Consider the following 21,518-nt stretch of genomic DNA (forward strand, 5'->3'; position numbering starts at 1 on the left):
CGTGCTGCCCAAACTGTGCGGAAAACAGCGCTTTTCCAGGATGGCTACCACAGTGTTCTCGAGCGTCGCCGGATCAAGACCACTGTTTTTCGTTGGAATGGTTCGCTTCGTCCGCTGACCTATTGGTCTGTCGTGCGAGTTGCTTCAGTGTCCACCTGTGAGCATGGCTGCGCAACGGTGGCAACGGTCTGAAACGGCTGTATGGACTGCATAGCCTCAATCACATCAGGCATCAAGTCTTTCAGGAACGGCTCAAGATCATTTTCTATATTCTTATCCACGCTCGTTTGGATCCGTTTGACAGCCTTTCCTGCCCGGATCCAGGTGCAGATGCCCACGCGACAGGCAATACTTTTAATATCTTCCTCCAATTCCCTTAATGAATCTTCAAAAATCTTCGGCTTGAGCGTATCGAGCACCACGCTGAGACTGTGTTGTATTTCTGCACGCTCTTGCGGGGATTGTACGGGGATTTGGTCTGCAAGGCCCGAAAAGGTTTTGAAAAGTTGGTCAATGTTCGACCTGCGGCTTAGGTAGTAGGCCTGAATGGGATCAATTACCGAAAGTGCCAGGACGGATTCTTGGTAGTCTTTGGATATTTCTTCGATCTCTTGGGATATACGCGTTGCTAGAACCGATTTGAGCACACGCGTGTACTTAACTTCGGCTTGCTCCATGACCGCTTCGTCGGCAGATTGTCCAGAAATGACACCCATCGCCTTCCGGACAAGTTGATCTAACCTGGGACCAGGCTTGTTTCTGTCCAGGGAATAATAGGTTTCTAAAAGGTGGAATAGGACTGTTTTGAGTGTTTTTTTATTTTCCAACCGCGCCCGGTATGCCATGCCGATTTGGGTCAGGACAAAGCCCAGCACGATACCGATGACGGTGCCCACTACAGGGTATTTATACAATAGTTCAATCATGTTGTGACGTTAGCGAGGGTTTTGACCTAGGGATTGGTTTGCCGTTAATCCAGCGTTCCAAATTTAGTTTTTTATGTTAGGATCTTTTATGCTCTTCCTGTAAGCTGCGCAACAATAGTTTCTTTAGTTTTGGTCGTCCTTACGTTCGGACATCAAATGCTGCGGAAGCCAAAGCTGTTGCCGGCCGTTGAAAATTTTAATTTGCATATTTAATCCTTGATCTTGTCTTCTCTTGCCCGGCGGACCGGCCTTAGGCGCCAGCGAGTTTGTCATGAGGGGCTTTCCTACAATTATGCGCTGTGATGTCAAAAAAATAGCATCCTTTCCGATGCTATTTTTTACCCTGACTTTGCTTAGGCTAATCCGCCATCACAGCCGATTACTTTGCCGGTCATGTATCCGTTGCCCGCCAGAAACAGGACGACACTGGCTACATCGCCCGGTTGTGCAATGCGCCCCACAGGGATTTGGGAAGCATAATAGTCGAAGGTTTCCTGTTTGGTTTCTAATGTGAGAAAATCCCACCACAAAGTATCCACAACGCCGGGCGAAACGGCGTTGATCCGCAGCTGTTCGAATTCTTTGGCCAGGATCGGCACCATAATTTCCAGCGCACCATTCATTGCGCCAATGCCGGATGTACCCGGCATTTTAGCGCTGCTGGTAATAGCTGTCACTAAAGTAATGCTGCCGTTAGGGCCCATGTAAGGAAGCGCTGCTTTGATCGTCGCCAGGTGCGCCCAGTATTTCTGCTCAAAGCCCTCACGGAGATCCTGCAAAGAAAGGTCTGCGAAATTACCGAGGCCCTTGCCTCCACCAAGAGCAATAACAAGATGATCGGTCGTGCCATGGCTCTTGAAAAAAGCTTCCAGGCTTCCAGTGTCTGAGCTGTCGACCTGCGCTGCATTCAGGCCCGATTGCTGACTGCTTTTTAATTTTTCTGCGTTCCGCCCTGTTACGGTTACTGCCGCACCGGCATTGGCAAATAGTTGTGCAGTGACCAGGCCAATGCCTGAAGTGCCACCGGCAACAATGACTTTTTTGTTTTGAAATTGGGATGTGTTCATAATCTGCCTTTAGTTTTTCTGCTGCAAAGGTGGCGCAGTTCTAAGGCAGGTTTATAGACAGGATCATGCTTTGTGTAGTCTTAATGGTGCCTGTTCCGGTATGTCAGCGGGGTTTCGGCGGTCAGCGTCCTGAAAAAACGGTTGAAAGATGCTGGGTCGCTGAAATCGAGTTTGTAAGCAATTTCGCTGATGGTCTGATCCGTATAGCGAAGCAGCGATCTGGCTTCCTGTAATAACATCTCTTTAATGCTGGCAGAAGCGGTAATGCCGGTGGTGTCCTTAATGACCCTGTTCAGATAGTTAGGGGTAACCGAAAGCAGCTGCGCGTAATCGGAAACCTTCCTTTTGGTAAGATAATGGACGCTCACCAGTTTCCTGAAACGTGTGACCAGCGCATGGTGATCGCTGGTGGGCGGGCTGACATCAAGCCCCTGTCTTTCGTAGCTTCTTTTAGCTTCCAACAGCAGCAGGTATAAATACATTTTCAAGGCTTTCTCGCGGCCGGTTCTATGCTGCTGCAATTCACTATCCATGCGGATGATAAGGTCAGTTATGCTGCTGAGCTCCTGATCACTGATCTGGAATACAGGTGTCCCCGTCGTATCGTAAAACGGAAATTCCTCCACCACTTTCACGGCGGGTAGGATATCGTTTAGAAAATCGGGATCGAAGAGGATATAATAACCAAAAGCGTCCCGGCTGATATTGCTTTTTGAAAAGATTTGGTTGGGAAAGGTAAAGGATAATGTCCGTGGCTGATGCTTGTAAGTTTCCAGTCCGATGCTCATATCCAGCGTGCCGTAGACCGTAATGCTGATCCTGTAAAACGCCGACTTCAATGGGCCCATAGAGCCGATCAGCCCGTCACTCGAATAAAGCTCAAAGCCCTCAATGATTTTAACTTTCCCAATCTGGTTATACCCAAACGGCGTAGCGGGACCGTCTTGCCGGTGTACCGGCCTAAACCTGTCCAAGCTATATCTTGGAATATCTGCTTTCTTATTTTTCACTGCTTGCTTATAAATACTGCCTAAAGATTATCTGTCAAAGTTATCGAAACACATATATCCGTCCGTCTGTCAGCATGCCTATTTGAAAACAGTGCCAGCATATTTATTGTGCAACCCCATGCTGTGACATCCGATTCTTAAGATACCGCTCCTACTGTATGCCACCTGAGATGGAAACGATATTTTTTCCACGGAAAAACCTTTCCCCTCAAGCCTGTAACACAAATAACCGTATGGTTAAAGGGCGATGCCCGAGCTTCGCCGAGACTCTACCACATCACTCTCACTCAAATCGAGCCTAAACATTCGGTAACCTGCATTGGAGGGCCTAGATAGCAAAATTGATAAGATCAGGTAAAAGAACCGATATTGTTTGTTATAATTTTGCTACTGATCGGTTCTCTACACAATTGAGAGGTCTTGGTTTGGTCAGTCATGGCAACAAATTATGACCTCCTCCTAGTCAGTTTTGATTTGTCTTGGGTGAACGTACTGATGTTGTAGGAACATAGCCTGATGCCTTCCAGGCGAGCATCAGGTTCTTATGTCACCGCTAATTGCTTTTCACACAGCAACTTCCTACCTTGGGTTAAAAGCGCCGATTGACAGTATTTCCCCAATTCATCTACACCAGATCAGCTTAGCGACCAGCTCAAAAAGAAAGGCATATGAACGCTTGGTAAATGTATGTTCGTTTTAATGAACACAATAACAGATTTAGAACGGGAACGGACGGTTCAGATACGGAAAACGATGGCCATTGCATATTTGTCTGGGAATGCGAGCAAGTTAACAAAGCAAAAAGCCAACATCATTGTCGACCTCTTGAAAGCATATAATCATGAGAACTTCATGCTCTTGGAACTGGAAAGCCTTCTTGATGTAAAATATTGTGAAAAGTCGACGACACTCAGGGTCCCGCTTGAAGGTGGTGATTGTGGATGTTGCGGTAACTATTCAGGCCATTGCCGGATGACTTCGATTTATTGTTGGGAGCAGAGTTGTACACCCAGCTTTTTGCTTCTCCGGCTGTAAACCTGCACCATGTTGTTAATGAAAAAACAATCGCCTTTTCTTTGGTTAGCTGCCGGTTTATTGCTATCCGCGATGGTGGTATATGACACAGCGACCTGGATAGCTGTTTCCACTGATCCGGTAAACTCGTTTCAGCAGGCCCAGACCCAGTATTTAAACAAGTACAGTATTCCCTCGGGAAATGCCAGATTACTGACCTTAATATTTATATTAATAGGTTCTCTGGCTACATTTTGTCTTGTAAAAAGCCACTATTCATCTTCGAAATCACTCAGGATTTCGATAAAAATTCTGATCAGCTTAAATCTTCTGTTGATTCTGTGGAGAGTATTTAGTCTCATGTAGCGATCGGATGATCACAGGCATTGATAAGGGTGGCAGATATATACACCCCGTAAGTCACGGAACAGGAGATATATTCCGTGACTATATTATCTTTTGCTTTTAATCCCCTCCTTTGAAAAGTGCTTTTGTGAATTCGGGGATGTTTGCTAACTATCTGTCATCAAATTTTCGGGAGGAACCGGGAAGTTCCCTAGCATTTTATGCCGATAATACTAACGTGGCCTTTAATGAATATTTGCAAATATGGTTCCAGCAAGGCATACTCGGATTCGGACAGCCCTTTTTTGCGCCGGTTAAATGCAGGTGTTCCCTGAGCGTATCCAGCAATGTTGTGCGGGCGTCTATTTGCAGGTTAACCGCTTTACCGTTGACACTGAAAGACACTCCTGCCAACTCAACCGCGCTGACAATTGGGGCAGCTGGGCCGGCCTCTAATCCTGTTACCCTGGTAATTGCCAGTGCAGTGACCGCTACTGCGGCTGGCCAGGGGCCAAAACAATTATCCGCTGCGGGTTTGCATCCTTGTCATAAAGGCTTTTCGGGTCACCGTTGAATGGTGCAAAATCGGGTGCATCCACAGAACCCCAGTGAGAAAGCAGCAGCGGGGTCAATACAATGGCAAGCTGTTTTGCTTTCATGTTCGCCAGTGAACTAGTATGAGGCAAATGTCCGCCCAATTGCTGGATACAGGCTTATATAATTTACTGCATTGCTTACCATTATTACTGATCATCAGCCCAGTATGTCCCGGGATTAGAAACATCCATTACTTTTGAATCAGCAAAACGAAAAGACAATGAGCAAAATCTTCAAGTTGGAAAGCGTTTCTCAATTCAATACCCAGAGAGGCCAGCGCACCCTGCATCCATTGGTGAGTGTACTGGACCAGTCCAAGTCCAGCCCCATAAAAGGGGCGCGCTTCGTTTCTGACCTTTATATTATATTCCTGAAAGAAGTAAAATGCCAGGAGCTTAAATATGGCCGGAACCATTACGACTATCAGGATGGCACATTGCTGTTTATTGCGCCGGGACAGGTTTTCGGATTTGACGACGATGAAAAGATGTTCCAGCCGACCGGATGGGTTTTACTATTCCATCCCGACCTGATACGCGGCACTTCGCTTGGCCGCTCCATCAAAGATTACGGTTTTTTCTCCTATGATGTCAATGAAGCGCTTCACCTTTCTGAACACGAGCGAGGCACTATCTTGGAGAGCTTTTCTAAAATCAAATTTGAGTTGGAACACGCCATAGACAAACACAGTAAATTACTTGTTATCAGCAATATAGAGTTATTTTTAAATTACTGCGTTCGTTTTTATGACCGTCAGTTTATAACACGTGACAACATTCATAAGGACATTCTGACAAAATTCGAAATCGCTTTGGATGATTTTTTCAAATCGGACGACCCGCAAGTTGTTGGACTGCCATCAGTGCGTTTTTTTGCCGAAAAGCTGAATTTGTCGCCAAATTATTTCGGCGATCTGGTCAAAAAAGAATCTGGAAAATCTGCTCAGGAACATATTCAGGATAAGCTTGTCGCTGTCGCAAAAGAGCGTGTTCTCGGCAGCAATAAAACGATCAGTGAGATTGCCTACGAAATAGGTTTCAAATACCCTTCTCATTTCACCCGGCTCTTTAAGCAGCAAGTAGGAGAATCGCCTCTTAATTTCAGGCTTTCCAGTAATTAATTACCGGCAACATCGTCATTTTTGGCGAAGTATTTTGCATCGGCAATTTGGATGACAAAACACGGGAACTGGTCACCATCACTGCTCTGATAACCAATCAAACGTTACCACAACTTACTGCACACACCAATGCTGCACTCAATGTCCAGGGCACCATCACAGAAGCCGACCGGCTCCCTGCGTTGGCTTCCCACGTGCTGCCAATGCCATTTATACCATCAGGGAAGTAACTCCGGATAAGGTAATTTGATCCTTAAAAACACGATGGATGAAATCAAATGACTTCAAAGCATTCCAAATCGAGAACCTGTGCAACTATGTCCCGTCCTTTGGCAGGAAAGACCTATACAGGATCTGTCTGGTCACCGGGGAAAGCAGGGTTTATTTTGCCGATAAAAGCGTAAACCTTTCGGGAACATGCCTGTTTTTTGGCAACATCAACACGCCCTATTCGTGGGAAATCGTGTCTGATAATCAAATTGGGTACGGCTGCCTGTTTACCGAAGATTTCCTGAAAGGTGCCGAATACTTTGATAATGTCGGTTCGCTGGTTGTGTTCAACATTGGGAACATTCCAGTATACGAATTAAAAGACGAAACGCAGATCACCAATGTCAACTTCATTTTCAAAAGGATTTTGGAGGAAAATGACGGCGATTATGCGAAAAGACAGGAAATGATCAGAAGCTTTATCTGCATTCTGGTCCATGAGGCACTAAAGTCGAGGGCCGCTGAAGGCAACCCTGAACTGGCAGCATATAAAACAGCGTCACAGCGGATTTCCGCTCTGTTTCTGGGCATGCTGGACACACAATTTCCGGTTGAAAATAAAAGAAAGTCTATTCAACTCACAAAACCGACGGACTTCGCAGGGCGGCTGGGTGTCCATCCCAACTACCTTAACCGTATGCTAAAGAAGGAGACCGGAAAGACCATTTTAAAGATCATCAACGAGAGGATCATCACCGAAGCCAGGATTCTTCTACAACATACGGATTGGAGTATTTCAGAAATATCACATTGTCTGGGTTTCGAATACCACTCCCATTTCGACGGTGTATTCAAAAAGATCACAGGCCATAGCCCGACCATCTATCGAGAAACGGTTTCCGGGAAACGATTTCCGGGAAACGATTTCCGGGAAACGGTTTGAATTTTCTAGGTAAATAGATATGCATCCTGCCATCATCTCTGAACAGGTTGCAGGCTATTACTATCAAAGTACCGACTGGTCTGCTGTTGCCGCTGCGATGTTTGCTTCTGCCGGTTACGGGTGGCATGTGGATTCGGGCGATTATCCCTTCCTGATTGATAAAAACACTCGTGGTTTTCTGGAAAATGCTGCTATATCCGAGGATGATAAAAATAATATTGGTTACAAAAATGCAGAGCGGCTACTGCACCTGCAATAAGTTGACGGATGCTTTTAATCATTTCTTAAGTTCGGCAAGGAAGGAAGTCGAATTGGTTTGAAATTTATAAGCATTGGTGCAAATGCGCTTAACACGGCATGGTGGTCCAACCGTAGCTTTGCCATCAAAAAGGAAAATTTATGAACACAATAATGGTCAACACGACCTTAGGCAAGGTTGAAAACATCGAAGAGGTTTTAAAGGGCGAGTTTGCCGTGGTTGCGGAGTGGCAGCAAAAAGGAATTTTGGCACACATTTTCGTCAAAGAGGCAGCCGGTGGCGCCGTGCTGATTTTCAATGAAACAGATCTGCAAGCGGTAAAGCAACTGATCTCCCAACTGCCTCTTTCCAAACATTTTGAAAAAACCGAATACACACTTCTCGACAAGCAATTTTAAAATATGAAAAAAGTACTGTTCGTGGTTACAAGCTGTAATCAAAAAGGAGATACGGGATTCCGACCGGATTTAACCTGAGCGAGGTCATGCACCCGCTTTCGGTTCTGAAAGGTGCCGGTGTCCAGGTAGCTGTTGCTTCCATCAAAGGGCCGCACCGCTAAACGAAACAAATCAACAAACCATAGCATAATGAAAACAAGCAACAATACCATATTAATTACCGGGGGCGGAAGTGGAATAGGGCTCGCGATGGCTCAAAAATTCCTCGAAAATGGCAACACAGTGATAATTTGCGGAAGAAGAGCAGATAAGCTGGCAGAAGTAAAAAGCAGGTTCCCTGACCTGCACACGAAGGTTGCCGATATCAGTAACCCTGACGACAGGATTGAACTCCGTGATTGGGCCACTTCTAATTTTCCCGGTTTGAATATCCTTGTAAACAATGCAGGAATTCAAAACACTTTTTTTCTAAAGCAGCAGAACACGATCGAGGCGATAACCAGTGAAGTGACGACCAATCTCATTTCGCCAATACACCTTGCCAATCTGTTTGTCCCGCATTTGATTAAACAGCACGAAGCGGCTATTATCAACATTACTTCCGGTCTTGCATACATCCCCGTCGTAGCGACAGCGGTATACTGTGCTACCAAGGCAGCCCTTCATTCTTTTACCCTGTCGGCGCGGCATCAACTAAAAGACACTTCGATCAAAGTCTTTGAAATAGCGCCACCCATTGTAGATACCGAGCTCGGGCACGACGGCTCACATAAGGAACGCGAAGTCGAGGGCATCTCTGCTTCGCAAGTAGCTTCCGAAACATTTCTGGCGGTGCAGGATGATCAATTCGAACTGGCTATCGGCATGGCCCAGAATCTTTATCGCGCTGCTCATAGTGATAAGGCCGATATGGTATTTAACCAGGTCAACCGGTAGGTTTCAGGGGAAAACTGCGTAGGACCGATTGATCCTGCGCAATTTTATAATCTTATTTAATTTGACTGGTCTCTACCGAGTCTGAACGAATCAGTTCTGTAAAAACGGATAGTCAATATATCCTCTCTCCCCACCGGCGAACATTGTGGCCCTGTCTGGTTCATTTAATTCAGAATTTAATTCAAATCGCCTCGGCAAATCCGGGTTAGCGAGGTAAAGGGCGCCATAAGAGACCATTTCAGCAATGCCATTCGCTAATTCAGCTTTCCCGGTTTCCCTGTCGTAGCCGCCATTGGCGATGACCGGATGCTTGCTGATTGAGCCAAATGTCTCCATCACATTCTTAGGATAATGCGGGTATTGGTCCAACGGGAACATGGCATTCATCAGATGAATATAGGCCAATGGCATTTCGTTCAATACCTCAATCAAAGGAGTGAATTGCGCCACGGGATCGCTGTTTTCGATATTGTTGTAAGCGTTGGTGGGCGATAGCTTGATGCCCACCTTATCCTTTCCCGTGGCATCAACTAGCTCCTGCATCACCTCCACGACGAAACGGTTCCTGTTCTCAATGCTTCCACCGTATGCATCGGTTCTAACGTTAGCACTTTCTGCTAAAAATTGATTGGGCAAGTATCCGAATGCCGCATGAAGTTCCACGCCATCAAATCCGGCTGCCATAGCATTCCGCGCAGCCTGACCATAATCCAGTACGATTTCGCTGATTTCATCCGCCGTCAGTTCATGAGGAGTTTCAAAATCTTTCATTCCCTGTAAAGTAAAATGCTGTTGCCCCTTGATCGCAATTGCCGATGGCGCAACCGGAAGCACACCATTGCGCTCTACCGAATGTCCAACGCGTCCCGTGTGCCAGAGTTGCGCGTAAATGAGGCCACCGCTTTCGTGCACAGACCGGGTTACTTTTTCCCAGGCCTCAATTTGTTCCTGAGTGTAAATGCCGGGTGTCAAAGGACTGCCTATTGCCTGCCGGGAAATATTAATTCCCTCCGTAATGATCAGTCCTGCATTTGCCCGCTGCGTATAGTACAACTTGGTTAAGTCACCTACAACGCCTTCACTGTTTGCACGGCTGCGTGTCATAGGTGCCATGACTATCCTGTTTTGAAGCGTTTTGTTACCCAACGCTGCTTTTTCCAATAATTCCATAATCAATTTTCGAGTTAATGAGCTTTCATCTGCATGGATCCTCATGCATCGTCAGCATCTTGTTTTTGTTATGGAAGCAAAATTATGGGTAGGATAGTATACCTTTGTTATCTGTTACAAAAAGGATACCAGTTACAAAAAGGATACTATGAAAAAGCATAATTGCATTGTAGGGGATGAAAGCGTCTGCCCCAAAGTGAAACTATCTATTCAGGACACCCTGGACGTGGTAGGTGGCAAATGGAAACTCGTGCTGATCTCCATACTCAGGGATGGCAAAATGAGATTCCGGGAGCTATCCCGGGAGGCCGATATATCCCCACGGATATTATCCAAGGAATTGCAGGAACTGGAGATGAACGGGCTGGTAACACGGACCGTGTGCAATACTAAGCCTGTTACGGTCGAGTATGCGCTCACGCCATATAGCGATACGCTGTCGGAAGTGATTATTGCAATGCACAAATGGGGACAAGAGCATCGCAGGAAGGTTATGGAGCCTTCGCTTTGAATAATCCATATAGCAATAGTTGTATCATGTGGCTCAATAAATGATCCCAGGAGAAGTGGACGAAACGTAAATGTCTTCGGAAGTATCGCGCAGGCCGACCCGCATGTCTACTTTACCCGAAGTTCCAAAAGAGCTGATCAGTTTATCGTTAGTCGCATCCAATGCAAAGAGATTATTGTTTGCAGTAAACAATATCCTTTTATCCGTGCCTCTTTTCCAATACGTGAGCCCACGGTTTACTTCTCCACCGCTTTCGCCACCATTAAAAGGGTCAAAAGACCAAAGCTGCGCACCTGTTTCCGCATTGATGGCGTATGCATGCTGGCTGGCGGAAGTGGTATATAAAACACCATCAACTATAATCGGATTGGACTGGCTAGCTCTGGTACCTGCTGCGTTGTCTTTTATGGTAAATGTCCAGGCAGACTTTAACTGCGCCACATTTGAAACATTAATCTGATCCAGTGGTGAGTAGTTAGAGCTACCCGCATCTGCTTTGTAAACCGACCACGTCCTGTTGTCGTTCTCCTGGTCCTTTTTGCAGCCGGTAAAAAGAATAGGGGCAACCAACACAACGGATTGCGCGATGAATGCTACCAATTTCAGTTTTCTCATGATTTTGCAGTCTATTTCGATCACGATTTTTTCAATTGCAGCACATCGGACTTCGCTCCAAATGCAATCGCGTCAACATCGATCAATTCGAGTGAATTCACCGTGGAAATCGCCACTATACTTTGTGGCCGGGCGTCTAGCGACTGAGCCTCAGTGCCGTTGTTTTGTGCGTTTACATCCATTACGGTTAGCAGAATTATCACCGTTACAATCCATTTCGAAAATCCGGGATCGATCATAGCTCCCATTATTTTTGATTGACAGTCGCATATTCCTGATCTGTCACTGGCGCAAGCCAGACGACATTTTGCTCATCCTTGTAATTAGTGATCGCGATATGCACAAATTTGCTGGTCGCTGACGCCCCATGCCAGTGCTCGGTATCTTCCGGGATATTTACGACATCTCCTTTTTTCAGGGCTTGGGCAGGCTTACCTTTCTGTTGATAAAAACCGTCCCCTTCCGTCGCAATAAGCACCTGCCCCTTTGGGTGCGTATGCCAGTGCGTGCGGGCACCCGGTTCGAACGTCACACTACCGAGCGCGAACTCGTTGTTTTTGTCTCTGGAAGCCAGGGGATACACAAATGCATTGCCGGTAAAATAGGAAGCCGGTAGCGGCTCGCCCTTGGGAAAAATGGAAGAATTCGTTTGCTCTGACATGATTCTCTGTTGATTTTTAATGCTGCAACCGGCCATCCAGATCAGGATTGAGGCTGACAGAACAATGAAAATGTTTTTGATGAATGTACCCATAATTTTTAGCTAGTTAATACTGCCCCCCCACCAATCGAAGAGCAATTCACGATCGCCTACCTATCAGTTTGTACTACTTAATGAGGACAATAGACTAAAATTATCCCTGCACAAAGGTCATACGCCGCTGATAATCTGTACTTATACAGTTTACAGATTTACCTACCATTTTTACAGGTTCTACTTTACAGACGTGGTCGGCATTCAATTACCGGTAAATTTGCATTAACAAATCACCAGGAACATGGATGACATTTTGAGGATTGATACCGTGAGCCAACACGATGCGTTTTACCACCAACAAAACCTTCATCCGCTTGCAAGCGTGATTGATTTTACGGGCAGGACGCCGGAGGTATATGCGTCGAAAATGAATTTCAGCTTTTATGCAGTGTATTTGAAAGACGTGATCCGGAGAACGAAACTCAGATTTTGCAGTTAACACGTGTAGCCAGCGAGCATTCCACGTAAAAAATATTGATTAACAAGCACTTAACTCATACATTTCTTACCAAAAAACCGGGTTTGGCCCGACATTATTCATATGTTGCCTGACGGTCATTCACCAATTCTGGAAAGCCGCGCTGGTAACCCGGTGAAGTCGCTTCGGTCTGAGTGGGGGCTGACCTATTATATAATAAATTTAAATATATTAGTAAATACAAGTATATTAGTGAGGCAAGCGCCCTTATGCAGGATAATCGCTTCCGTCCACTAAATACCTGTGAAGATGCTTCATCTCAAAATTGCACTACGGGCTTTTCTTAAATCCAAAGGATATAACTTCCTGAATATTGCAGGGCTCGCGCTCGGTTTGGCAACATTCACTTTCGTTTCGCTGTACGTTGCCCATGAAACCGGCTATGATCAGTGGAACCGTAACATCGACCGGATTTTTCTGGTAGAGCGCGAAATGCCTAACGGAGCTTCGCCTTACACGCCGGGGAAACTGGCTGCGGCTATTAAAGATGGGTGTCCGGAAGTTGAAGAAACGGGCCGTATGAATACCGCATTGTTTCAGTTACCTTTCTTTACTCATTCAGGACGGTTCTTAATTAAAAATTGGGTGGGTGCCGACTATTCATTGGCCGGTATGCTTGGCATTAAATCCAAGGGCTTTCATCTGACTCCCAACAACACCGCACCTACCGTTTTGCTTTCCAGGCGGACTGCCGAGGCACTTTTTCCCGGCGAAAGCGATATCCAAAATAAAACGGTGATGATGATGTCCAGGAGTGGGATGCCGATGACCGTTGCCGGGGTTACCGATGATGCACCGGGTAACACTAATTTCCGTTTCGACTGCATCGGGTTCAGCGAGGATATCACGCAGGGCAAGGACCAAAGCTACGCCAACCAGATTTACCGGACTTTCCTGTTAGTAAGGCCAAGTACAGATATTGGCCTGCTTTCAAAAAAAATTGACAAGATTTACAGAGAAGCCGCTTTGGCAGACACCAGCTTGGTAGCCAGGGAAGCGCTGGCCATGTCGAATGCGCCCATGATCTTTTTAGATCCACTCAAAAATCTGCATTTGAAGCCTCATTACGGTTCTGACGTCAATGATCAAATTGTAAAGGGCCTTGTCGTTCTTGCTCTGATTATATTGATTGTCACGGGTGTAAACTTCACAAATTTGTATGTTTCCCAGGCCAACAGGCGCTCCAAAGAAGTTGGTATCAAGAAAGTGAGTGGCATTGGAAGACAACAGATTATCTTTCAGTTCCTCGCAGAGATTTTTCTCCAATGCGTCGTTGCCTCCATTATCTCGCTTGGGATCGTAGCATTGGGTTTACCTTATTTTAATCAACTGCTGGATGTTAACCTGTCCATTTCCGGAATAAACGGCAAAATAGCCATGCAGTTTCTGCTTGCCGTAGTAGGATTAACGTTATTGGCCGGCGCTTATCCTGCTTTGGTTATGGCCGGCTTTAAGCCTGCGGAGGTATTAAGGGGAAATCAGTTCGAAAAAGGCGGACAGTTCTCCTGGACGAAAGGCTTGATTCCAGTGCTGCAATTTACATTTGCCATCGGCTTTGTCATCGTGCTGATCATCATCAATCAGCAGGTCAGTTTCATGAAATCAGAAGACCCGGGCTTTCAGGCGAAGCAGGTTTTATATATTGACAATTTGGCGATTTACAACACACCGGCAAGTTTCGAAACCGTTGATGCACGGATAAAAGCGGTTCCTGGTGTGAAAGATGTTACCGTAGCCTCCCATGTTCCAGGAGGGATCATGCCAGCTTCCCATGAATATGTGGCTCAAAACAGGACATATGCTATGCAGACTGTTGCGGTTGGCTACCGCTATTTTGAGACTTTGAACATCAGAATCAAACAGGGGCAAACTTTCTTCTCGTCATTCCCGGTAGACTCTGCCAATGCAGTTATCAACGAAACTGCGGCTAAGGAGATGGGCCTGGTTAATCCTATCGGCACAATGATCAAAGGCCGCGGCGGCGATTACAGGATCATCGGCGTGACCAAAGACGTGAAATCATCCGGTTTCGAGTCGTACGTTCAACCCACCGTCTATTTAATGAATGACCCGCTTGGAGTACCTAAAACGCAAATTATTATCAGCGTCGAAGGCAATGCAATACCGGCTGTACTCGCTACGCTTGGTCGTCAATGGAGTAGTATTAACAAATTGGATAGAGATAATTTCAACTACCACTTCCTCGATGAGCTGTATGGTAAACTCTATGTGAAACAGGAGCAGCTGCAATCGATATTAACATACTTTTCGATTTTGGCCCTGGTTATCGCCTCCCTGGGTTTCTTTGCCTCGGCAGCGCAAGCAATTCATCTCAGAATGAAGGAAATTGCCGTCAGGAAAGTATTCGGTGCACGAGGCAGGAACCTCATGTTAACGCTGGGTACTCCATTTTTTTACATCATACTTATAGCCAATGCAATAGCTTGGCCAAGCTCCCTTGTGATAGCCTCCAAATGGTTGCAAACCTTTGCTTACCGGATCGATATTTCGTTTCAGCCATTCCTCGCCGCAACGATCATTTCCTTACTGATCGTTGCGACAACGGCTTGTTTACAAATTACCAGGGCTGTCAATGCAAATCTTGCTGTAAGATTGAAGTAGTAATTGCGCAGATCTCGTCCGTGCGGGGAGGCTTACCAGATCAAAGATGCTTACACAAGGAAGTTTAAAAACCCTCGTCTACGAGTGCTGACGTGAAAACCATTGCAAACTACGCTCGTCGTTAAACTCCAGTTCATGGTGCTGCAATCGCGGTTGGAATATATCCCCCTACCATGCTCAAAAAGGCCTTCAAAGGCAAACCGGCGGAAGACAAAGGCGATGCGCCCACGCAAGTGTTGAAGAAGGAACAGACCTTGAAAGATGTGAGGTGGACCCGACAGATTGGAAAATTATGATGCTGAATAACGGCGCAATGAGCTCTATTCAACCGCTTGCATCGCCTTCCCACCATCATACTGCAACCGGATAAATTCAATCTGTTTTGATGCAACAATGTTGCATCAAAACATTTTTGTTCTTTTATTTGCAACAACGTTGCGAATAAGCTCAATATGAGACGTTGCAACCGGAGTGACTGCCGCAAATCACTCCATTGAGCCACGTAGCCGAAATCCCTTTGTATGATACATTTCAATTTTATCAAGATCATTGCCCGACAGGAATGGGCAACCACCTTCCGAAGCAGGACTCCCCTGGCATTGTTTGGAGTACTCTTTACCGTATCGCTGCTGTCGGCCATTACAGGCTGGCAATATGTGAGCAGGTTCAACCAGCAACAGCGATCGGCCCACCAGGAAGTCCACGACCAATGGATGAACCAACCCGACCGCCATCCTCACAGGGTTGCGCATTACGGCTACCTGGTTTTTAGGGAAAAATCGCCCCTGAGCTTTTTTGATTTCGGGCTGGATAGTTATGTGGGGAATTCCGTATTTCTGGAAGCACACCGGCAAAACACGGTAAACATGAGCGAAGCCGGCTTCTCCAACGGCATGCTGCGTTTTGGGGAACTGAGTATGGCGTTCGTGTTGCAGCTCCTTGTGCCGCTTTTCATCATTTTCGTAGGCTTCCAGACGGTTGCAGGACTTAAACCGAATGGCGTTCTCAAACTCCTGCTGTGCCAGCGGGCGTCTTACCTGGATGTTCTTTTGGGTAAAGCTGCTGGACTTACGGCGGTTACGTGGGCGTTGTTTCTGCCTGTTCTGCTTGCCGGTCTGGTTGCGGGTAACCTGCTTATCGCAGACAGCTTTGAGGCAGAAACACTTCTGCGTATATTATTGATAGTGACACTTTACGCCGTCTATTTCCTGGTGATTAACCTGTTGGTCGTTGGCGTTTCGGCAGTCAGTAAATCGCCCAAGAATGCATTAGTGTTATTGGTACTGATGTGGATCCTGTTTTTCATTGTGATACCCAAAGGCGGCCAGACACTTGGAAGCGCGCTGTACAGGGCCCCCGACAAAATCGCCTTTGAAAACGCAATCCACGAGGACGTAAGCCAGCAAGGCGACAGCCACAATCCCAATGACCCACATTTTGCCGGATTGAAAGCCAAAACACTGAAGAGATATGGTGTGGATTCGATATCGGCACTGCCTGTGAACTATGGCGCGCTCGTGATGCAGGAAGGCGAAAACATATCGTCGGGTATTTTCAACAAACATTTTGACCGCCTGATAGGTATCTACAAATCCCAAAACGCCGTGTCTTCCGCCCTGGGCTTTATAGATCCCTACCTGGCGATCCGGAACATTTCGATGAGCCTGTCCGGCACCGATTTCGACACTTTTACTGCTTTTCAAAAACAAACGGAGCAGTACCGGTTCGAGAAAACGAGGTTACTAAACCAGATCCATTTAACGCGGATTAAGTACCAGAACGATAACAAACAGCGGGTAAGTGCCGCCAACTGGCAACAGCAGCCTGACTTTAACTACAAACCAGTGCCAGTATCAAAAAATCTGGCGGCCAGCGCTTTGAGCCTCTTGTTCCTGATCCTATGGATTGCTACGGGCCTGGGCGCATTAACCTACATCTCCTCCAAACGCGAGTATCAACTATGATCACTAACCGAAAGGTGTTGTTTCTTGAAATAAAAAACTTCCTGCTGGGCAGGACGATTCTCATCGGGGCCATCAGCCTGCTGCTATTTGGTTTTTATGGATTCTTTCACGGAAGCCAGGTAATCGGCCGTCAGCAGCGCAGTATCGAAAATGTGCCTAAAGTACAGCAGCATCATCTGACCCAGATCGTCGCGCATGGCACGGGCAAGCCTGTTGGCACAACGGCATATTATCCTTTTTTCTACACGACAAACCCCGCCTCGCCCTGGGCGAAATTTTCGATCGGGCAGCGGGATGTTAATCCTCAGATGCTGAAAGTCAAGATGCTGGCTATTGAAGGGCAGCTATATGATTCGGAACTGACCAACCCACTTACCCTGCTGGTGGGCAACCTGGATGCCTCGTTTGTGTTTATTTTCCTGTTCCCGCTCCTCATCATCGCATTCACTTATAATGCGATCTCCGAAGAACAGGAAAATGGCGTCTGGAAAATCGTGCGAACGACCTCCGAAAGCACCGGCGCTGCGATCGCCGGGAAACTGCTCGTGCGGCTGGTGATGATTCTGGCGACGGCCCTTGTCGTATTTACAGCGGCAGTGCTTGCGCTCCAACTGCCGCTTTCGATTCCGACATTCGAGTTGCTGACCGTTGTGTTGCTATATGAATTGTTCTGGTTTGTGCTTTCGGTGCTGGTGATCGCCTTTGGGAAGAGCTCGTCTTTCAACGCCACTACGCTTGTATGCATATGGATTTTTCTCGCGATACTCTTTCCCGGCCTTGCCAATATCGTGATCAACAATACGATCCCTGTCCCGGAGGCCGCTGAAACGGCCATTCGCCAACGGGAAGGTTACCACGCCAAGTGGGACGAGCCCAAAAAACCGACCATGGAAAAGTTTTATGCGGCGTATCCGCAGTACCGCAAATACCCTGTTCCCGACGACAAATTTTCCCCGGGCTGGTACTATGCGATGCAGTTTTCGGGTGATCTGGAATCCGCAAATTCATCCGAAAGCCTTTTTAACAAATTATCACAAAGACAGACCTTGTCCGAAAACATCGCCTGGTTCAATCCGGTGATCGCCGCGCAACAAACCATGAATAAGATCGCCAACTCGGACCTGAGCAGTCATATTCGCTATCTGCAATCTGTGAAAGCACATCACAAGCAAATCCGCGAATATTTCTACCCCTTCATTTTTGAAGAAACCCCCACCGAAAGCATTGACTGGGCAGGGTATCCCGCTTACCGCCCGACTGGGTACGTGCCTGAGGAACTAGCGGGCGGGTTTATCGCAATACTGGCATGGACGATATCAGCGCTTATGGTTTCGATGATATTGTTTAAAAGGAATTTTACCCAAACAGAATACATACAAAATGCTTGAAGCCAGAAACCTTACCAAACGTTACGGGGCATATACGGCCCTTAACGACCTGAACCTGACCATCGCGCCGGGTGAAATATTTGCGCTCCTGGGCCAGAATGGAGCCGGGAAAACGACAACCATCAATTTGTTTTTAGGTTTTATCCAGCCTACCGAAGGCACCGCGTTCATCGATGGCATATCCGTCACTGAAAACCTTCAAGAGAGCAAAAAGCGATTGGCTTATATTCCCGAGACTGTCATGCTGTATTCAAACCTAACCGGCATCGAAAACCTGGAATATTTCTCATCGCTGGCAGGGTTTGACTATTCCAAAAAAGAACTGGAACAACTGCTCGCAAAGGCCGGACTGCAATCCAGTGCATATGACCAGCGACTAGCGGGGTATTCCAAAGGAATGCGGCAAAAAGTCGGCATAGCGATCGCCGTGGCAAAAAAAGCCAAAGTACTGCTGCTTGACGAACCTACGAGCGGTCTGGACCCGAAAGCCTCCAATGAATTTTCGGAGATCATCAAAACCCTGGCGACTAACGGAACGACGATCCTGATGGCCACTCACGATATTTTCAGGGCAAAACAGGTCGCCAGCCGCATTGGCATCATGAAGGAAGGAAACCTGCAATCGATCATTCATGCGGATTCGATCTCTGCCAATGAACTGGAAAATTTGTACTTAAAAACCGTCTGAGATTTTGTACCGGGCACCTCAAATCTCCTTTTTATGGTAAAAACCTTTATTCTCTTTTTCTTATTGGCTGCCATTTCTGTGCAAGCGCAAACCGTTACCGGCTCGGTGTCTGACGCCGCTACCGGCACGAAAATTCCGGGGGCGACGGTCACGATGGGCGAAAGCGGCACCGTCACCGACTCAGCCGGCCTATTCACTCTACCGGGAAAGGGCCTGATACAAATCACTGCCATGGGCTACAAAACAGCGCGGCTCAATGGCGGCAATGCCTTTTTAAGCATTGAGCTGATGCCAGAAGCTACCCAGCTTCAAACCGTGGAGGTAACCGGTCGCGTTGCCAAGGACTACACCAGCGACTATTCCTTTTCGGCGACGCGGATCTCTGCCCTGAACAAAGATGTGCCGCAGTCGATCACCTCCATAACCAAAGAACTGATGGCCGACCGCCAGGCTTTTCTGCTGGGAGATGCTGTCAAAATAGCCAGCGGCGTAATTCCTTCCAGCTATTATAACCAGTACACGATACGGGGGATCAGCCAGAACGAGGAAGGCCAGATCATTAATGGCATGCGCACGCGCCAGTATTACTTCCTCCAACCGCTCACGGCTAACATCGAACGCGTGGAAGTGATTAAAGGGCCTGCAAGTGCTACTTTCTCCTCAGTTGATCCAGGCGGTAGTATCAATCTCGTAACCAAGAAACCGCTTGCCGCAGCACGCAAAGAGGCTAGTTTGAGTGCGGGTAGTTTCAGTACTTTCCGCGGCACATTAGACTTCACCGGCCCGCTGAATGAGTCGAAATCGCTACTTTACCGGGTGAATGGGGCCTACCAGCAGGCCCGCTCGTTCAGGGATCTGGTGGGTAACAAAGCTGTGCTGGTCTCGCCCTCACTGAGCTACATTCCCAATGAAAAAACTGCCATCAATGCTGAATTAATTTACAGCAACATGGCCGGCACCCTCGACCGCGGCCAACCGATTTTCGGGGCAATAGCGGGTGAAACCAAACTGAACAGCACGCCGACCAGCCTAAACCTGGGCGCGCCAAATGATCATTTCAACTCCAAAGAAGTCATTATCACCGGCAGCCTCGCACATAAGTTCTCGCCCAATATCGGTTTCAACGCTTCGTATATGAAACAGTCGTGGACGGAGGATTTACAGGAGCACCGTACCACCAATGCTTTTGCGCCGGACATCGCAAACCAACCGGTTACCAACCTCGCGGCCATGCAGTTTGTGCAACGGCAACAGTATTGGAACATCGACAATTTGAATGCTTATTTCAATTTCAACTTCAATACCGGCAAGCTGAACCACAAACTCCTGGCCGGGTATGATTTAAGCAGTTGGCACAAGCTCAAAGGCGGCGGGCAAAATGCTGCACGGGGATTCTTGTTGAAGGACGGTACGGTAGCCGGTTCCTTTGTGCCGGCAAATGCGGCAAACTATCAGACCATAACAGTCGATGGCAAAACGCTTCCCAAACCGAATGTCAGCCATTTTGACCTTCAAAACCCCCAGTACACGATCCGCAACGCGGAGGACTACAACCTGAATGTGCGTACAGCGCTTCCTGCCGCGTTGACGACGACGAATGCGGTTTATATACAGGAACAAATGCAGCTCGGTAAACTGACGATGTTGCTTGGCCTGCGCAACGAATGGTTTGAAGACATTACCAATTACGAAGCGCCAAACACCCTGAAAGTAAAAAAGACCGCCCTGCTGCCCAGGATCGGGATTACATTCACTGTAAACAAGGCAATGAATGTGTACGGCACCTACCTGGAAGGTTTCCAACCGCAATCCAATACCGTGACGCTCATGCCGCAAACCGGCAGCCTGCAAGCCGGCAGCCAGTTCGATCCCCTGCGCAGCAATCTGAAAGAAGTGGGGCTTAAAACCGACCTGTTTCACAGTCACATGCGGTTTAATGTCGCATTTTATGAAATCATCCAGAAGAACATTCTCATGAATGCCAACGACCCTGCCAACCCCGACAGACTGGTTACGCGCGGAGAAGAGCGGAGCCGCGGAATCGAATGGGACCTTGCCGGATACATTATCCCGCAATGGCAGGTAAACGCTTCATACAGCTTTATCGACGCAGAAATTAGGCGCGACCGGGACGAAAGCCTCGTAGGTGCCCGCAAACAAAACACGCCCAAACACAGTGCCAACCTCTGGACACGCTACAACTTTGGGGGATCGTCTGCCCTGAAAGACCTTGGAATCGGGTTGGGGGTTCAGTACCAGTCAAATAAGGTGCCTTGGTTTACAAGAGACTTTCTGGTGCCTGCTTACACGATCGTCGACGCCGCGCTGTACTACACGCCGGCCAGAAGCAACATACAGCTGGCATTGAATGCCGGGAACCTGCTGGATAAAATCTATTGGCTGGGTGCCCAAAATTACCTTCGGTTGTTTCCAGGTGCTCCCAGAAACGTAACGCTGACACTCACATTTAAATTCTGACTTACAGCCGGTCCCGTTCCGC

The 21,518-nt window shown here is 47.4% G+C and carries 22 protein-coding genes; 14 read left to right on the plus strand and 8 right to left on the minus strand.

Annotated features, from left to right (window positions below; translation table 11 throughout):
* Window positions 1-119: 119 nt before the first annotated feature.
* From ACTJJJ_RS06155 to ACTJJJ_RS06170, 4 genes are all read right to left on the minus strand, one after another.
* Entirely contained in the window at window positions 120-926 is an 807-nt protein-coding gene (locus ACTJJJ_RS06155) for a hypothetical protein (RefSeq protein ID WP_426294426.1), read from the minus strand.
* A gap of 353 nt (window positions 927-1,279) precedes the next feature.
* Window positions 1,280-1,993 carry an SDR family oxidoreductase gene (locus ACTJJJ_RS06160; RefSeq protein WP_426294425.1) on the minus strand — a complete coding sequence of 238 codons (714 nt, stop codon included), beginning with the start codon at window positions 1,991-1,993 and terminating at the stop codon, window positions 1,280-1,282.
* A gap of 80 nt (window positions 1,994-2,073) precedes the next feature.
* A complete protein-coding gene (locus ACTJJJ_RS06165) occupies window positions 2,074-2,967 on the minus strand; it encodes a helix-turn-helix domain-containing protein (protein ID WP_426294424.1) in 894 nt (297 codons plus the stop codon).
* 1,886 nt (window positions 2,968-4,853) lie between these two features.
* A complete protein-coding gene (locus tag ACTJJJ_RS06170) occupies window positions 4,854-5,021 on the minus strand; it encodes a hypothetical protein (protein WP_426294423.1) in 168 nt (55 codons plus the stop codon).
* Window positions 5,022-5,179: 158 nt separating this feature from the next.
* On the opposite strand from ACTJJJ_RS06170, the gene ACTJJJ_RS06175 reads away from it, so the two are divergent.
* From ACTJJJ_RS06175 to ACTJJJ_RS06200, 6 genes are all read left to right on the plus strand, one after another.
* A complete protein-coding gene (locus tag ACTJJJ_RS06175; protein WP_426294422.1) occupies window positions 5,180-6,079 on the plus strand; it encodes a helix-turn-helix domain-containing protein in 900 nt (299 codons plus the stop codon).
* Window positions 6,080-6,096: 17 nt separating this feature from the next.
* Window positions 6,097-6,309 carry a carboxymuconolactone decarboxylase family protein gene (locus ACTJJJ_RS06180; protein ID WP_440701717.1) on the plus strand — a complete coding sequence of 71 codons (213 nt, stop codon included), beginning with the start codon at window positions 6,097-6,099 and terminating at the stop codon, window positions 6,307-6,309.
* 38 nt (window positions 6,310-6,347) lie between these two features.
* Complete coding sequence (locus ACTJJJ_RS06185; RefSeq protein ID WP_426294421.1) at window positions 6,348-7,232, plus strand: helix-turn-helix domain-containing protein; 885 nt, start codon at window positions 6,348-6,350, stop codon at window positions 7,230-7,232.
* A gap of 19 nt (window positions 7,233-7,251) precedes the next feature.
* Complete coding sequence (locus ACTJJJ_RS06190) at window positions 7,252-7,491, plus strand: hypothetical protein (protein ID WP_426294420.1); 240 nt, start codon at window positions 7,252-7,254, stop codon at window positions 7,489-7,491.
* 140 nt (window positions 7,492-7,631) lie between these two features.
* Window positions 7,632-7,889 (plus strand): hypothetical protein, encoded by a 258-nt coding sequence (locus tag ACTJJJ_RS06195; protein ID WP_426294419.1) that lies wholly within the window; start codon window positions 7,632-7,634, stop codon window positions 7,887-7,889.
* Between the two features lie 189 nt (window positions 7,890-8,078).
* Window positions 8,079-8,825, plus strand: coding sequence for an SDR family oxidoreductase (locus ACTJJJ_RS06200; protein WP_426294418.1), 747 nt, complete (start codon window positions 8,079-8,081; stop codon window positions 8,823-8,825).
* A gap of 90 nt (window positions 8,826-8,915) precedes the next feature.
* Here the strand turns inward: ACTJJJ_RS06200 and ACTJJJ_RS06205 are convergent, their stop codons facing one another.
* Window positions 8,916-10,040, minus strand: coding sequence for an alkene reductase (locus tag ACTJJJ_RS06205; protein ID WP_426294417.1), 1,125 nt, complete (start codon window positions 10,038-10,040; stop codon window positions 8,916-8,918).
* 103 nt (window positions 10,041-10,143) lie between these two features.
* Here ACTJJJ_RS06205 and ACTJJJ_RS06210 point away from each other — a divergent pair, with 103 nt between their 5' ends.
* Window positions 10,144-10,506, plus strand: a complete 363-nt coding sequence (locus tag ACTJJJ_RS06210; protein WP_188929572.1) for a winged helix-turn-helix transcriptional regulator — start codon at window positions 10,144-10,146, stop codon at window positions 10,504-10,506.
* A 33-nt stretch (window positions 10,507-10,539) separates the two neighbouring features.
* Here the strand turns inward: ACTJJJ_RS06210 and ACTJJJ_RS06215 are convergent, their stop codons facing one another.
* From ACTJJJ_RS06215 to ACTJJJ_RS06225, 3 genes are read right to left on the minus strand one after another with little or no spacing between them, the layout of a single operon-like run.
* Entirely contained in the window at window positions 10,540-11,121 is a 582-nt protein-coding gene (locus ACTJJJ_RS06215) for a PQQ-binding-like beta-propeller repeat protein (protein ID WP_426294416.1), read from the minus strand.
* Between the two features lie 20 nt (window positions 11,122-11,141).
* Complete coding sequence (locus tag ACTJJJ_RS06220) at window positions 11,142-11,369, minus strand: hypothetical protein (RefSeq protein WP_440701670.1); 228 nt, start codon at window positions 11,367-11,369, stop codon at window positions 11,142-11,144.
* Entirely contained in the window at window positions 11,369-11,782 is a 414-nt protein-coding gene (locus tag ACTJJJ_RS06225; RefSeq protein ID WP_426294414.1) for a (R)-mandelonitrile lyase, read from the minus strand. Before ACTJJJ_RS06225 ends, ACTJJJ_RS06220 begins: the two co-directional genes overlap by 1 nt.
* A 337-nt stretch (window positions 11,783-12,119) precedes the next feature.
* On the opposite strand from ACTJJJ_RS06225, the gene ACTJJJ_RS06230 reads away from it, so the two are divergent.
* From ACTJJJ_RS06230 to ACTJJJ_RS06260, 7 genes are all read left to right on the plus strand, one after another.
* A complete protein-coding gene (locus ACTJJJ_RS06230; protein ID WP_426294413.1) occupies window positions 12,120-12,317 on the plus strand; it encodes a hypothetical protein in 198 nt (65 codons plus the stop codon).
* Window positions 12,318-12,605: 288 nt separating this feature from the next.
* Complete coding sequence (locus ACTJJJ_RS06235) at window positions 12,606-14,978, plus strand: ABC transporter permease (RefSeq protein ID WP_440701671.1); 2,373 nt, start codon at window positions 12,606-12,608, stop codon at window positions 14,976-14,978.
* 173 nt (window positions 14,979-15,151) lie between these two features.
* Window positions 15,152-15,274: a hypothetical protein gene (locus ACTJJJ_RS06240; protein WP_426294411.1), complete on the plus strand. Its 123-nt coding sequence runs from the start codon at window positions 15,152-15,154 to the stop codon at window positions 15,272-15,274.
* A 225-nt stretch (window positions 15,275-15,499) separates the two neighbouring features.
* Complete coding sequence (locus ACTJJJ_RS06245) at window positions 15,500-16,942, plus strand: ABC transporter permease (RefSeq protein WP_440701672.1); 1,443 nt, start codon at window positions 15,500-15,502, stop codon at window positions 16,940-16,942.
* Entirely contained in the window at window positions 16,939-18,330 is a 1,392-nt protein-coding gene (locus ACTJJJ_RS06250) for an ABC transporter permease (RefSeq protein ID WP_426294409.1), read from the plus strand. The genes ACTJJJ_RS06245 and ACTJJJ_RS06250 overlap by 4 nt, the downstream gene beginning before the upstream one ends.
* Window positions 18,323-19,018, plus strand: a complete 696-nt coding sequence (locus tag ACTJJJ_RS06255; RefSeq protein WP_188929557.1) for an ABC transporter ATP-binding protein — start codon at window positions 18,323-18,325, stop codon at window positions 19,016-19,018. Before ACTJJJ_RS06250 ends, ACTJJJ_RS06255 begins: the two co-directional genes overlap by 8 nt.
* A 33-nt stretch (window positions 19,019-19,051) precedes the next feature.
* Window positions 19,052-21,496, plus strand: a complete 2,445-nt coding sequence (locus ACTJJJ_RS06260; protein ID WP_426294408.1) for a TonB-dependent siderophore receptor — start codon at window positions 19,052-19,054, stop codon at window positions 21,494-21,496.
* Window positions 21,497-21,518: the final 22 nt, after the last annotated feature.

It is taken from the genome of Dyadobacter sp. 22481, assembly GCF_052044875.1.
Taxonomy (GTDB): Bacteria; Bacteroidota; Bacteroidia; order Cytophagales; family Spirosomataceae; genus Dyadobacter; species Dyadobacter endophyticus.

Excerpts from the sequence above, each read along its gene's own strand:
- ACTJJJ_RS06155 (WP_426294426.1), bottom strand. The coding sequence starts at position 926 with ATGATTGAACTATTGTATAAATACCCTGTAGTGGGCACCGTCATCGGT.
- ACTJJJ_RS06160 (WP_426294425.1), bottom strand. The coding sequence starts at position 1,993 with ATGAACACATCCCAATTTCAAAACAAAAAAGTCATTGTTGCCGGTGGC.
- ACTJJJ_RS06170 (WP_426294423.1), bottom strand. The coding sequence starts at position 5,021 with ATGAAAGCAAAACAGCTTGCCATTGTATTGACCCCGCTGCTGCTTTCT.
- ACTJJJ_RS06175 (WP_426294422.1), top strand. The coding sequence starts at position 5,180 with ATGAGCAAAATCTTCAAGTTGGAAAGCGTTTCTCAATTCAATACCCAG.
- ACTJJJ_RS06185 (WP_426294421.1), top strand. The coding sequence starts at position 6,348 with ATGAAATCAAATGACTTCAAAGCATTCCAAATCGAGAACCTGTGCAAC.
- ACTJJJ_RS06190 (WP_426294420.1), top strand. The coding sequence starts at position 7,252 with ATGCATCCTGCCATCATCTCTGAACAGGTTGCAGGCTATTACTATCAA.
- ACTJJJ_RS06195 (WP_426294419.1), top strand. The coding sequence starts at position 7,632 with ATGAACACAATAATGGTCAACACGACCTTAGGCAAGGTTGAAAACATC.
- ACTJJJ_RS06200 (WP_426294418.1), top strand. The coding sequence starts at position 8,079 with ATGAAAACAAGCAACAATACCATATTAATTACCGGGGGCGGAAGTGGA.
- ACTJJJ_RS06205 (WP_426294417.1), bottom strand. The coding sequence starts at position 10,040 with ATGAGGATCCATGCAGATGAAAGCTCATTAACTCGAAAATTGATTATG.
- ACTJJJ_RS06210 (WP_188929572.1), top strand. The coding sequence starts at position 10,144 with ATGAAAAAGCATAATTGCATTGTAGGGGATGAAAGCGTCTGCCCCAAA.
- ACTJJJ_RS06215 (WP_426294416.1), bottom strand. The coding sequence starts at position 11,121 with ATGAGAAAACTGAAATTGGTAGCATTCATCGCGCAATCCGTTGTGTTG.
- ACTJJJ_RS06220 (WP_440701670.1), bottom strand. The coding sequence starts at position 11,369 with ATGGGAGCTATGATCGATCCCGGATTTTCGAAATGGATTGTAACGGTG.
- ACTJJJ_RS06225 (WP_426294414.1), bottom strand. The coding sequence starts at position 11,782 with ATGTCAGAGCAAACGAATTCTTCCATTTTTCCCAAGGGCGAGCCGCTA.
- ACTJJJ_RS06230 (WP_426294413.1), top strand. The coding sequence starts at position 12,120 with ATGGATGACATTTTGAGGATTGATACCGTGAGCCAACACGATGCGTTT.
- ACTJJJ_RS06235 (WP_440701671.1), top strand. The coding sequence starts at position 12,606 with ATGCTTCATCTCAAAATTGCACTACGGGCTTTTCTTAAATCCAAAGGA.
- ACTJJJ_RS06240 (WP_426294411.1), top strand. The coding sequence starts at position 15,152 with ATGCTCAAAAAGGCCTTCAAAGGCAAACCGGCGGAAGACAAAGGCGAT.
- ACTJJJ_RS06245 (WP_440701672.1), top strand. The coding sequence starts at position 15,500 with ATGATACATTTCAATTTTATCAAGATCATTGCCCGACAGGAATGGGCA.
- ACTJJJ_RS06250 (WP_426294409.1), top strand. The coding sequence starts at position 16,939 with ATGATCACTAACCGAAAGGTGTTGTTTCTTGAAATAAAAAACTTCCTG.
- ACTJJJ_RS06255 (WP_188929557.1), top strand. The coding sequence starts at position 18,323 with ATGCTTGAAGCCAGAAACCTTACCAAACGTTACGGGGCATATACGGCC.
- ACTJJJ_RS06260 (WP_426294408.1), top strand. The coding sequence starts at position 19,052 with ATGGTAAAAACCTTTATTCTCTTTTTCTTATTGGCTGCCATTTCTGTG.